This is a genomic window from Paenibacillus sp. GCM10027628 (assembly GCF_042676385.1).
Taxonomy (GTDB): Bacteria; Bacillota; Bacilli; order Paenibacillales; family NBRC-103111; genus Paenibacillus_E.
In genome coordinates this window covers 25451-38434 of record NZ_JBHTHA010000012.1, presented here as the reverse complement: position 1 = coordinate 38434, position 12984 = coordinate 25451, and the positions used below count along the sequence as shown (strand labels likewise).

The window sequence follows — 12984 nt, the reverse complement described above, 5'->3', positions numbered from 1 at the left end:
TCGATTGCTCGACTTGCTTCTTCACTCGTTGTTCAGTTTTCAAAGAACAATTTCTTTCGTTTTCGCCGAAGCTTTTCTGCGACAGCGAAATCTAATATATCACATTCACCCAGTCGATTGCAAGCTTTATTTTTTATTCTTCATAAAGTTTTCAGCTCGTTTTCGGCCGGAAAACTAATATAGCATGCTGAATTGAATAATGCAACCTTCTTTTTCATAGAAATTAATGGGATACTCGATCCAGCATGTTTTCAACGAGTTCCTGCTCGAAACGTTCCTTTACCGAATCGTTGCTTCCGCCTACAGATAGCTGGATTTCGTTAAACTCGCGCACTAAGTTTTGAATGCCATCCAGGTTCCCTTCTTGCGCAAGCTGCCCTGTTTGCTCAATAACATGATAAGCGATCGCCTGGTAGGCATCTGTGAAGCTTTGGTCAACATCGACGGCAGCTCGGTAATCGGCGTAATATCTTTTGAATGTTTGAATAAGTGTTTCTTCCACCCTATCCACTCTCCTTCCAATGCTAAAAATCAGTTTGCCTCAGGAGCTGAAATTATATGCAGCGCTAAATAGCAACAGCCCCTACTGTTAACAGCAGGAGCTAGTTGTATGACTCTAACCTTTTTCATCTCTAAATCAATTATTTACTTCACATCAATAGAAGAAACAATTTGATTTTGGCCTTTCACTTCAACCAGATGTCCTTGAGTGAAAGCGTTCAGGTTGCCAGTAAGCGCCACATCCGCAGAAACATTATAAATTGAAGTTTGATTGCTTCCATTGACATTTTGAGTAATGGAGATCGTAGCAATTTTACCTTGTGCGTTAAGCGTAGTGCTATTTAATACGCCGATGACATCGAATGTTTGGTTAACTTGCGCTAATTGCGTCACTTCAATGTAATACACTTGATTTCCCGTAGTACGGATATTCACTACATCACCTGCTTGAAGAGCAGAAGCAGCTACTTGCGCGCCATTACGGTAAACAATCACGGTTGGGCTAAGTGTATATTGATAAGAAGTGCCGTTGTTTGTCAATGTGAAAGTATTATTGTATACAGCCGTGCTGATCGTTCCACTTGTAACGTTAGTTTGTTGAGCTAATTTAGTTACTTCAACGAAAACGACAGTATTGTTATAAGTGCGAACTTTGACTTCATCTCCAACTTGCAGAGCGGAAGCACTTACTTTTACGCCATTGCGCAGAATAAATGCATCTGGGTGAAGATTGTACTGAGTAGTTACACCTGATTGAGTAAGGGACAATACATTATTATTAACTAGTGCGTTCACAGTTCCAGTGCTAGAGTTTTGATCTTGACCAGGCAGTTGGTCACCTGTGCGATCCAACAATGCAGCAAGTTGAGCGCGTGTTACCGATTGGTTAGGTCTAAAAGTGTTGTCCTCGAAACCATCAACCAATTTCTTTTCGACCGCTTCTGCCACATAGCCTACAGAACCTGCCGGGATTTTACCAGCGTCTTTAAAAGAAAGGGTTGTATTCATTTTTGTTTTAGCTTCAGCATCTAATTTCAATGCTTTTACCAAAAGATTCGTTGCCCAAAGGCGATCTGCAGCCTGCTGTGGCTGAACGGTGTCATCACTTTCCGTGAATAAATCGTTCTCCAGTGCGACAGCCACATAGCCTACTGCCCAGGATGGAACTTTATCCGCATCTTTGAAATTCAGCTTTGTTTGCATTTCTGCAGTAGATTCCGCTTTATCGCGCAGTCCCATCAGACGAACCGCGGCAGTAATAGCTTCAATGCGGGAAACGCTGTTGTCAGGCTTGAACGATCCATCCTCGTATCCTTCAAATACGCGTTTGGAAGCTAAGCTCGCTATGTAACGCAGTGCCCATTGCGCACTTTTCATATCGTTGAAATTCAAGTTGATTTGGATATTGTTATTTATTTCAGCCTTCCCTTTGAAATCATCGTCATCTCGATCATGGCCATGACCATTTTTAGCGAATGCTGCAGTTCCGCCTCCCATTACCATAGTAAGTGCGAGACTCGTTGCTACAACCTTTTTCATTAATTGCTTCTTCATCAAGTTCCCTCTCCTTGTACATAAATTCAATTTTTAAAATGGAGCCTTCGCGAAGGGTTCCTGGTTATGCTACAACAATTCGCCCGGTTGAATTTGTTTGTGGGGGTGCATGATAAAAACATTGAAAAACAACTTCGACCGTCTATTAAAAGGGGGTCGAAACTGATAGACTTAAGGGAGTACTTACTATGAACCAAAGGAGCTCACGCATGCGTTTACTTAGCACAAAAGTTCAGCTCATCATTGCCCTTGCCATTCTGCTCATCCTGGTATCAGCCTTTGCTTTAGGCAAAACTTGGATGCAGCAAAATAAAAGCGAGCCATCCGGAGAGCCCCATTCATTGACCCATCCGGACTCTCCCATTAGCAGCTTGACTCCTTCTGAGCAGCCGGGCGAGACAGTAACCAAGAGCGCGAACTCACTTCCAGCTGAACATATGGATGTTGTACTCATCGGGAGTGAACTCGAAGGGCTTTACTTGGCAAGAGCAGCTGCTGATGAGGGCTTAAAAGTTACAATTTTAGATCCCCGAGCAGAATTCGGCGGTCAGATTCTACAAAGTCAGATGCTTTTCCTGGACGAAACAAGAGATGATCAAGGCAAATTGCTCGTTCAAGGTAGAGTGAAAGAACTGTTTGATGGCTTCAGAAACGCAAAAATCCGTAAGCTGCCTGAGTTTACTACTTATATGAATAACTTAATTAAAGATATCCCAGTGGAGTCAGGTATTGAAATTAACGAGGTCGAACAAACGAACACGCCTGATAATTTGCATAAGATCGCATCCATAACCTACACCAATGGGCAGCATGAGAAAAAGAAGATTTCAGCCTCCTATTATGTAGACAACAGCGATTACGCTGCATTGATTAGCCGGTTGAATGTGAAGCGCCTTCCCGGTCTGGAAGCGTTCTATGGACAGAAAAATATTGAATACATGAGCGCCGGTATGATGATGAAGTTCAAGAATGTCGATTGGAAGAAATTCAATACCGTATTTAATAAATTGAAGCCGGAAGAAAAAAAGAAGCAGTTTGGCGGCGGCTATGTCAGCGACAGCTTCGCCATTGGACTCAGCGGCATGACCAAAGGCTATACCCCTTCCAATGACCGCGTTTTTCTTAGAGGCTTGAATGCTGTGAATCAACGCGACGGGGAAGTTCTGATTAACGCTTTGCTCGTTTATACCGTAGACCCTGCTAACCCCGCTTCTGTACAAGAAGCCGTTACGCTAGGCAATAAAGAAACGCCATTGATCCTGAATTATTTCCGCAAAGTATTGCCCGGGTGGGAGCATGCTGAATTAGGCGATCTGCCCACGTATCCTTACATTCGGGAGTACAACCATTATGAAATGGACTATGTGCTAAAGCCATCGGACCTGCTATCCGGCCGAATGTTTTGGGATAATGTGAGCATTGGCGGCTATCCGCTTGATTTGCAGGGCACGAGTGCTAATAAGTGGGGAATTGAGATGGGCAGACCGGATAAATATGGAATGCCGCTGCGCAGTTTTTTGCTTAAAAATTATGATAACGTAATAGCAGCCGGAAAAAATGTTGGGTCCTCAGCAATCGCCTATGGCAGTACAAGAATTCAACCTAATACAAGTTTGGCCGCGGAATCGATCGGTATCATCCTGGGACAGTTGCATGGCAAGCAACGAATCAGAGACGTACAGCCCGAGGAAATGGCTCAGCTTCAGCAGTATTTGGCCGATCGTTATCACATTAAACTCACTGGCGTTACTGGCACGAATAAAATCAGCGGCTGGAATGACGAGGAAATCAGGAAGCTGGATGCCGGTGAAATTACGTATCCGAATTACGTCAATACGCGCAAAAAAGTACCCGAAAAATTACCCGTAAAAACACCCGCAAAATAATGAAAGACACAATGAAAAGACCGTGCAGCCGCTTCTTTTGGAAGCAACTGGACGGTCTTTTTTTAGGGTACAAGTCCTCTAAAAAATAATTCAAAACTGAGCGCCATCTGATTGGAAAGCTTCTCGTCTCCATGACCCATCCCCCAATAAAGCATCGTACCAAGGTAATTCTGAACAGCCAAGTCTGCAATCATTTCGGGGGGCATCATCTTACTGATCTCGCCACGCACTTGAGCAGCTTCAATGATGGGTATCAACACTTGCTTGAATTCATCAACTTTGACTTTTTCTGATTCCAATATTTTCTTGTTCGCGAACGTACATTGAAATATCGCTAAAATTAAGGGTCTATTGAAAGGAAGCCGCCGCAGCATCTCCATGAGCACTTCCCTCATAAGCGGGATAATCGGTCCTTGTTTAAATTGAAGTTTAGATATCTCTTCCGTTGCAATAAATATTTGTACGTCGCAAAGAACTTCCTCTTTATTTTCAAAATAGTTAAAAAAAGTTCCTTTCGCAACGCCGGCGCGTTCCGTTATTTGGTGGACGGTAGTCGCTTCATAGCCTTGCTCTGCAAACATTTCAAGCGCACAGTCAATGATGTTCTGCCTCGTAGCACGCTTCTTCTCTTCGCGGTTCATGCTCTCAACTCCGTTTACAGGTCTTGATCAAAGTATAATCAAAACGATTGCTTAGATCAACGTCAATTATGACCACTAGTTCATTATTACAAAATGTAAATCTTATTTTTTCAATAAAACCCACAAAAAGATTGCAATTACACTTAAATTCAATAGCAAATAACCAAATGACTGGCGGTCTAAAATTTTCTTGACCACGGGTCATTGTTTTGCTATAACTGAAATGTAAACGGAGTCTGACATTCAGCTAATAATTTTCATGCCGCTCATCATTTGATGTGCAGCTTCAGAGAAGGAGTGTAAAGGGTTCATGCCATATTGGCCAAAACAAACCATATTCGATCTATTCCGGAGACCTGAAAATGCTTTTTCGAAAAAAGCAGGTGTTCTTCTTATTTGTACGGCAATTGCCCTAACCGGCTGTTCAACTAGCAAGTCTCCCGCTTCCGCAAGCGGACAGACTTTGGATCAAACCGTAAAACCGGTGAAAACGGCTAAGGTGGCCATGCAGACTTGGGACGGCGCCAAGAAACTTACGGCCGATGTTATTCCATCACTGGAGATGAACGTTGTCTTGAAAGTCGATGGCGATGTCCTGAACGTATTGAAAAAACGCGGAGAATCCGTACAAAAAGACGACGTGATTATCGAGCTTGATAAAAAAGACATCATGCGTCAGAAGCAAAAGCTGCTCTACGCCCAAGCTAGCCTCGAGGAACAATTAGCCAAGGCCAAACAGGATTTAAACGATAGCATTCAGGAGTTGACGAATAATATCGCTACGGCCAAACAAGCGCTGGACGACATAACCAAACAATATAACAGGATCATGAACGATTACACGTCCGGCGACGCGACGAAGCAGCAGAAAGAAGCGGCCGAATCCCAAGTGGGAAACGCACAGCGTACGCTTCAGAATCTGCAGCAAAAGCTCGATACCTTGAAAAATAGCAACCCGCTCTCCTCCATTCAATACCAGCTCAAGGCCAATCAAATTGATCTGCAGGATGTGGATTCCAACATCTCCAATTTTGATGTCAAATCGCCAACGGCCGGAATCCTAACCGACATGCCGATTGAGGAAGGGATGACGCTCCCGCGTGGACAAAAAGTCGGTATCGTGCAGCGGCAAAATCCGATTAAAATCCGCGCGGAGGTAACAGAGGCTGATTTACCGTTCGTGCAAGGTAAACAAATCGTTCCCTTCAACCTAACGGGATCAGCTGATAAACTCCAAGGCAAAGTTACATATTTAGCAAACGTGGCGAACGCCCAAACCAAAACTTACACCCTGGAATTAGAAGCTGCCAATGACGATGGCCGTTTAAAATCCGGAATGCGCGTTCAATTCATATTGGCCGACAGAGGACAGCAGCAAGTAGTCGCTATACCGGCTGAAAGTATTCTTCGCGAAAATGGTGAGCCATACGTATTCATCGTAAATGGAGATCATGCAGAGAAGAGAATGGTTAAGCTCGGACGCAGCAACGAATCCGCTTTTGAAATTTTAGAAGGACTCCAAGCAGGCGATACGTTGATCGTCTCAGGTCAATATCAGCTTCAGAACTTGGAGAAAGTGAATCCGGCTGAATAAACGTGCTATCTGCATGCAGATCGGTTTTACAAGAGGAGGATGAATCCGCTTGATTGCCAAGCTGATGAAATATCAAAAAATTACCATTCTATTCTTTGTCATTTTCGTGCTGGTGGGTATCTCCAGCTTCATGTCATTAAGCCAACGGGAAAATCCCGAGATTACCATCTCCATCGCGACCGTCAAAACGATCTATCCAGGAGCCTCGCCTGAAAAGGTAGAACAGCTCGTCACCAAGCCTCTGGAAGAGAAAATTCGAGAAATGGAGCATATCAAGAAAATCGATTCGACTTCTTCAACAAACGTGTCCATGATTACCGTGGAGATGGAGCCGGGGATTGACAACAAGCAATCTTGGGATACGTTAAGGCAAAAGGTGCAAACGGCAATGGATAAATTACCTGCCGAAGCCCACCAGCCCGAAGTGGATGACGATTTAGCCAAGACAGCGGCTCAAATTATCCACTTAATCCAAGATAGTCTGGAAAATCTGGAGTCGCTGCGCCCTATAACCAAGCTTTGGAAGGATCAGCTGCGTACCGTTGCCGGTGTCAGCGACGTCGCAATCGTAGGGATTCCCGACCAAGAAGTAAAGGTAATTCTGAATAACGAGAAGCTCGAAGCTCTTCGCCTCCCATGGTCATCTGTCATGCAGGCTTTATCGAGCGCTCACGACCGCTCCCCGATCGGGAACGTAAACGTCAATAATCGCGACGCTTACGTCCAATTGACCGGCGAATGGCAATCCGCCAGCGATATTGCGGATACGGTCGTCTACCGCCCCGCCGGACAGGGAACTCCGATTAAAATTCAAGATGTCGCCAATGTCAAAATAAGTACGAAAAAGACAGAAGAGCAAGTGTTCCATAACGGCAAGACGGCAGCAGATATCGTCATTTACCCGGCAAAGGGCCAAGATATTCCTTCCCTGCAAAAACGGATCGACGCGAAAGTAGCCGAATTGCAGGCTGGGCTTCCTGCTACAGTGAAGATGGAGTCGCTTTTCACACAAAAGGAAAGTGTTACTAAGCTATTTAATGACCTGACCCGGGAAATGATCATTGGGATGGTCGCCGTTCTTTTCGTCTGCGCTCTGGGACTCACGATCGGCACGTCGATCATGGTGGCCCTTGCGATCCCGGTATCCATCGCGCTTGGCTTTATCCCGATTGGCACCACGTCGATCGACTTGAACCAGATCTCCATCGTCGCACTCGTCATCGTGCTGGGGATTCTTGTTGATGACGCAATCGTCGTCAACGATAATATCGAACGCAGGCTATCGCTCGGAGATACGCCTCTAGATGCATCGTTAAAAGGCAGCCAAGACGTAGCCATTTCTATTCTTACCGCTACAATTGCGACCGCCGCCGCTTTTTTTCCGCTGTTTTTCTTGAAAGGCAATATCGGCGACTTTATCCGCCCGATTCCTGTCGTTGTTAGCTTGACGTTAGCAGCCTCTATGGCCATGTCCCTGACCATTGTTCCGATTTTCCGGAAATGGACCAGCGAGCGTAATCTTCGCAAGGGGTCCAACGCGCGAAAGAAGCAGCCTGGACTTCTTGGCGGGCCCTTGTGGCAGCTTAGTGAGTCTTATGAAAAGCTCATTCGCCGTTTTCTAAAAAAACCATTATTAACCGGTATGGTGGGGCTTGTTATTGGTACATCCAGCTACGGACTGCTGCCCTTGTTGGGCGTTCAATATTTTCCCAGCGCAGAACGGGACGATTTTTTGCTCGACGTAAAAATGCCGGTCAGCAGCAGTTTCACTCAAACTTCCGATATGATGAAAAGCTTATCAGCTTGGGCTGAGCGCCAAGAGGGGGTCCGTTTCGTATCCGCCTATGCCGGAAGAACAACACCCAAGTATTATTATGCGGAAACCGCCTCTACAGGCACAAGAATTGGCCAATTGTTCGTCAAAATCGACGAGTCCAAAGTACATACCGGCGAACTCGTGTCCAGCTGGCGCCAGCAGCTTAAGATCATGTACCCGGACATTGAGCTTTTACCCAGAGAGTTGGAGCAAGGGCCTCCGGTCGGGGCACCGATTGCCGTTCGGATCAGTGGTCCGGAATTAACTGAACTAAGTGCACTTTCCAAGCAGGTGCAAACGATTTTAAAAGGCATTCCAGGCACAGCCAACGTCTCCGACGATGTAGGCGCGGAAATGTATACAATGGATCTTCAACTCGATTCAGATAAAGCGCGTTTTTACGGCGTAAGCGAGAAAGACTTGTCCGCGACAGCACGGCTTGCCACCGATGGAGTTGAAGCTTCTAAGCTTCAGCTAGGTAACGAGATCATACCCATTACTCTCTACAACACAACGAACAGAGCGGCCTCGATGCAGGCTATCGAAGATTTGCTCGTTCCATCGCAAACCGGTGAGCTGTTTCCTATCAAACAATTTATCAGTGCAGAACCTAACCGCATGATCAACTCCATTCAGCACCATAATCTGGTGAGGACGATCACGGTTAGAGCATATACGGACGGACGATTGCCCGCAGATATTGTCACCGAGCTGCAAAATAAAGTAAAACAGCTGCCCAAACCAGGCTCTTACACATTCGAATACGCCGGTGAGAACGCAGACCGTAACGATGCGTTTACTTCAATCGGCAAGCTTTCCATCGTTGTTTTCTTCCTTATTTTCATTATTATCGCGATTCAGTTCTATTCCTTATCCATCCCGTTTCTTGTGATGATGACCGTTTATCTGGCAATGGGCGGCGCGTTGATCGGTTTATTCGTTACCGGAGCCCCCATTGGGTTCATGGCACTCATGGGTTTCGTCAGCTTGGCGGGGATCGTCGTGCGTAACGGGATTGTGTTGATCGAATTTATCGAGCACGCCAGACATAACGGCATGGGACTTCAAGACGCCATCGCTGAATCCGGACGAGCGCGGCTTCGCCCTATTCTCATGACCTCGGCTACAGCAATTAGCGGCTTGCTGCCCATGGCAATTATGGGGGGCAGCCTATGGCGACCTATGGCCGTCGTTATTATTTCAGGTCTGATTTTCTCCACTTTGCTTACGCTGATTGTCGTTCCTTCCTTCTACCTGCGGCTCGCAATGTGGAGGGATAACCGTTCAAGCAAACGAAACCAGCACCAAGTGACAGTTGAAATGTAAGGCTGCAGGAAAAAGGACAAAGCCGTAAGCGGCTTGTCCTTTTTCTTTTATGTTGAAACTTTTAATAATCGCGCATATAATAAGTTCAATACTTAACAAAACTTACAATCACTTAAGTGAAAGGAGCGTAAATCCTTTGTTTCAAGAAGAACGACTTATCGCTATCGTTAATTACTTAAAATCACATAAGCGAATTTCAGTCGATCTCATTTGTGAGCTCTATGACGTTTCCCGTGACACGGCAAGACGCGACATGGTGAAGCTGGAGGAGCAAGGCCGTATTATTCGAACTCGCGGCGGAGCGATTTTGCCAACTCTCTCCAAAGAGGTCGGAAACTACGATGAGCGGCTGCAAGCGGAACCTTCCTCCAAGTTGACCATCGGCAAAACTGCAGCATCGCTTATTCAAGATGGCGATTACTTAATGATGGATTCTTCGACCACAGTGCTTCACGCTGCTACAGCAATGAATGCGAAGCATAATGTTGTCGTCACCAGCTCCATTGAGATTGCAGCCATATTGGCGCGCAAAGAAGATACCACCATTCACATGCTCGGCGGTGTGCTCGATAACAAGCATCATAGCGTTTATGGGGCCAAAGCGATCGAAATGTTAAAAGACTATCATGTCGACAAATTGTTTATCGGAACGTGCGGGATTACAGAGGAAGGCTTATCCGCTCCGAACGAAGAGGATACTTATTTAGTCCGGGCAATGATGCAGCATGCTGACCAGGTTATCGTTCTTGCTGACCATTCCAAATTCGGTCGAAGACTTTTTCATCGCGTTGTCGGCTTCGAGCGCATTGATATTCTCGTTACGGATCAGGCACTGAGTCCGGAGATTAAGGAAAAATTACTGGCTTGCGAAGTCGAAATTGTATTAGCGGAAGGGGAAGCTCTGAATGATTAAACTTATTGTAAGCGATCTGGACGGAACGTTGTTGGACCATAGCAAGAAGGTAAGTCCAAGAGAGACGAAAGCTCTTGCCAAAGTAAAAGATGCCGGCATCCAGCTATGCTTGGCATCAGGGAGAACGCATGTAGAACTCCAAAAAGTCATGACGGAAATAGGACACCAGGGCTATTCCTTATCTCAAAATGGCGCCTTCATTCATTGGAATGACGGTACGCTTTTGCAATCCAAGCTATTTGATCCGGAATTGGCACATCAGGTATATCAACTGCTGCACGGCTTTAGACTTGTGAAACTGATATGCTCCATAGATGGCAATTATATTGCCAGCGTATCCCCGGCATCCGATAAGATTGAGTCAAGAATGTTTGAGCCCTTTATTGTAAGAGAAGATGCGGAACATCTACTTCGAAGCGAACTTCCGGCCAGTAAATTTTCTCTTTTCGGAAAATTGGAGACGCTTCTGCAAGTAAAAACTTTAATGGAAGATACATTAAGTGATCAATTAGAGATGTTCATCTCGGATACCGATTGTCTCGATATTATGCCGCGCCACGTTTCAAAGGGCAGCTCCTTGCTTGTTTTACTTGAAAAACTTGGCTTACAGCCTGATGAAGTGGCGTGTGTCGGAGATTCTTTTAACGATGTATCGATGTTCGGCGTTACGCCGCACAGCTTCGCCATGAAAGGCGCACACCCTGATGTTAAGCGCAAAGCTTCTTATCACGTTGAATCTGTTGCTGAGGCTATCGGGCATGTGTTCACCTATAACGAGAAGCGTTCTTTGCAAGGAAAAGGAAGTCCCGGCTTATGAGACGGCTGCTCATTATGGGCTGCTTGTCGTACTTATTGACGGGCAGTACGCACGTTATTTTCGGCGCCATCTTACCCGAATTACTAAACTTCTACGGCCGGAGCTATAGCGATGGAGGTCTTCTCGTATTTATGCAATTCGGCGGTTTCCTGCTCGGGGTGCTCAGCATGCCCTTTCTCATCCGTCGTTTGAGCCGCAGAAGCACGATAACTTCGGCCTTCGCCTTGCTGGGGATTGCGATGTTTGCCATCGTGTTACTCCCCCCATGGCCGCTTGCCGTAAGTCTAACCTTCTTCGCCGGGTTCTCCTTCGGTCTCGTTGAAAGCAGTATCAGTACATTTGTATTAATTGCAGCCAAAGATAAACAGGCGGTCGCGTTCAGCAAACTTGAGGTGTTCTTTGGCATAGGCGCTCTCGTCATGCCGCTCGTGTCCAGCATGTTGATTGCCGGAGGCGCTTGGAGATACTCCTTCTTAGTCCTTGGCACCAGCGCGTTGGCAACGGGTATCGTTTGGTCTAAGCTCTCCTTGGGCGAGCACGACGAGCTGCTGGCTCACCGGGCAGATCGTACGCAAATGGCGGAAAAACCTCCGGCACTAACCAAGAGTTCGATGGCCTTTCTTTTCCTTTTTATGATCGTGTTCTTCGTCTACTGCGGGATGGAAAACACAATTGTTAATTTTCTTCCTTCTATCTTTATCGATCAACTGAATGCGTCTAGCTCCGTTTCTTCCTTGTCAGTGACAGCCTATTGGCTGACTATGGTGATCGGACGGATGTTTGCCGGGGTCCTCGCTGAAAAAATGACCTACTTCCGGTATTTGACCGTCTCCTTCGCTGCTTGCCTGGTTATCGTCTTTCTATGGATGTTCAGCACAGCCATCTGGAGCAGCTTTGTGATCGTATTATTGCTCGGACTTTTCATGTCCGGTATGTTCGCCGTCGCACTGATTTACGCCAATCAGCTGCTGCCGGGCCGCACGGAGGAATCGACAAGCACGCTAATCGCGTCAGGCGGTCTTGGCGGCGCCGTGCTGCCTTTGGCCGTCGGTTGGGGCATGGATCATCTTCATGTCAGTGTATCCATTTGGTTTATTTTAGGCGGCATGTGTTTGACCCTTGCTATTATTTTTTACTCTTACCGATGGAAAGTGCAAGCTTTAAGATCCGGCTAACGGCGGGTCTTTTTTTACCACATCAGAATGTTTAAGTTCTTTACAGCGCTAAAGCGCGTAGAACAACATTCTGATTGGCGAATAAACCTACCTCTAAACGCGGTCGCTCATCTTCGAAAGACCTCGATAGAGGTTTATCTCATTTAAATGAAAAAACTCCTATGAACCGGCACATGGTGATGATCCACCAAAAGCCGATGATCAAGGAGTCGACGATTATCGTAAAAGTTTTAAGTTAATATGAACGGATTTTTCATCAAATAAGACGTCTTTCACCCCAATAAGCTTCGGCAAATATTGTTCGAGCGGGATGACCATCGGAGCTAGTTGAAGCCATTCACCGGGCAGGTTAATACCCTTGATTTGCGTGCTCACATGGCGAATCTCGATATTGGGGTTGTTCCATGCCAAGATGAAGTTCAATTTCGCGCCTACCGGCACTTGATCACGCCATCGTATGTTCACATCGGCCACAAGCGACGTTCCCTGAAGCGTGAGCTTGGCTCCTTCGATTTGAACATCATTCGGGAGCGTTTTATGCGCGGTGAGCTGCTTTTTGACGATATCGTTGATGTCTTGCTCGGTCAGTTCCACTTCCAGCTTACGATTCTTGATGATGTCTACGATTTTGTTCCCTATAGGTACTTCCTTATATGCAAGGTCCAAAGCTTCTGCGGGCTTTACATAAGCAATGATCCCCGCAAGCACAGCTGCAATAATCACTGCCAATACAATTAAGAATATAAAAAACTTCTTCAACG

The 12984-nt window shown here is 46.0% G+C and carries 10 protein-coding genes; 6 read left to right on the top strand and 4 right to left on the bottom strand.

Features of this window, described 5'->3' with window-relative positions:
- Positions 1-223 precede the first annotated feature (223 nt).
- Entirely contained in the window at positions 224-502 is a 279-nt protein-coding gene (locus ACFQZT_RS13400) for a hypothetical protein (RefSeq protein WP_379300551.1), read from the bottom strand.
- 143 nt (positions 503-645) lie between these two features.
- The gene (locus tag ACFQZT_RS13395; protein WP_379300549.1) at positions 646-2055 is read right to left on the bottom strand and encodes an S-layer homology domain-containing protein; all 1410 of its coding nucleotides are present in this window, start codon (positions 2053-2055) and stop codon (positions 646-648) included.
- A 209-nt stretch (positions 2056-2264) separates the two neighbouring features.
- Here ACFQZT_RS13395 and ACFQZT_RS13390 point away from each other — a divergent pair, with 209 nt between their 5' ends.
- A complete protein-coding gene (locus ACFQZT_RS13390; RefSeq protein ID WP_379300547.1) occupies positions 2265-3941 on the top strand; it encodes an FAD-dependent oxidoreductase in 1677 nt (558 codons plus the stop codon).
- Between the two features lie 62 nt (positions 3942-4003).
- Here ACFQZT_RS13390 and ACFQZT_RS13385 read toward each other — a convergent pair whose 3' ends face one another.
- Entirely contained in the window at positions 4004-4582 is a 579-nt protein-coding gene (locus tag ACFQZT_RS13385; protein ID WP_379300545.1) for a TetR/AcrR family transcriptional regulator, read from the bottom strand.
- Between the two features lie 310 nt (positions 4583-4892).
- On the opposite strand from ACFQZT_RS13385, the gene ACFQZT_RS13380 reads away from it, so the two are divergent.
- The 5 genes from ACFQZT_RS13380 (at position 4893) to ACFQZT_RS13360 (ending at position 12223) form a co-directional block, all read left to right on the top strand.
- Positions 4893-6176: an efflux RND transporter periplasmic adaptor subunit gene (locus ACFQZT_RS13380; RefSeq protein ID WP_379300543.1), complete on the top strand. Its 1284-nt coding sequence runs from the start codon at positions 4893-4895 to the stop codon at positions 6174-6176.
- A gap of 49 nt (positions 6177-6225) precedes the next feature.
- Positions 6226-9318 (top strand): efflux RND transporter permease subunit, encoded by a 3093-nt coding sequence (locus ACFQZT_RS13375; RefSeq protein ID WP_379300541.1) that lies wholly within the window; start codon positions 6226-6228, stop codon positions 9316-9318.
- A gap of 136 nt (positions 9319-9454) precedes the next feature.
- Entirely contained in the window at positions 9455-10231 is a 777-nt protein-coding gene (locus tag ACFQZT_RS13370; RefSeq protein WP_379300539.1) for a DeoR/GlpR family DNA-binding transcription regulator, read from the top strand.
- A complete protein-coding gene (locus ACFQZT_RS13365; RefSeq protein ID WP_379300537.1) occupies positions 10224-11048 on the top strand; it encodes an HAD family hydrolase in 825 nt (274 codons plus the stop codon). Before ACFQZT_RS13370 ends, ACFQZT_RS13365 begins: the two co-directional genes overlap by 8 nt.
- A complete protein-coding gene (locus ACFQZT_RS13360; RefSeq protein WP_379300535.1) occupies positions 11045-12223 on the top strand; it encodes an MFS transporter in 1179 nt (392 codons plus the stop codon). The genes ACFQZT_RS13365 and ACFQZT_RS13360 overlap by 4 nt, the downstream gene beginning before the upstream one ends.
- 216 nt (positions 12224-12439) lie before the next feature.
- Here the strand turns inward: ACFQZT_RS13360 and ACFQZT_RS13355 are convergent, their stop codons facing one another.
- The gene (locus ACFQZT_RS13355; protein ID WP_379300533.1) at positions 12440-12982 is read right to left on the bottom strand and encodes a hypothetical protein; all 543 of its coding nucleotides are present in this window, start codon (positions 12980-12982) and stop codon (positions 12440-12442) included.
- Between the last annotated feature and the right edge of the window lie 2 nt (positions 12983-12984).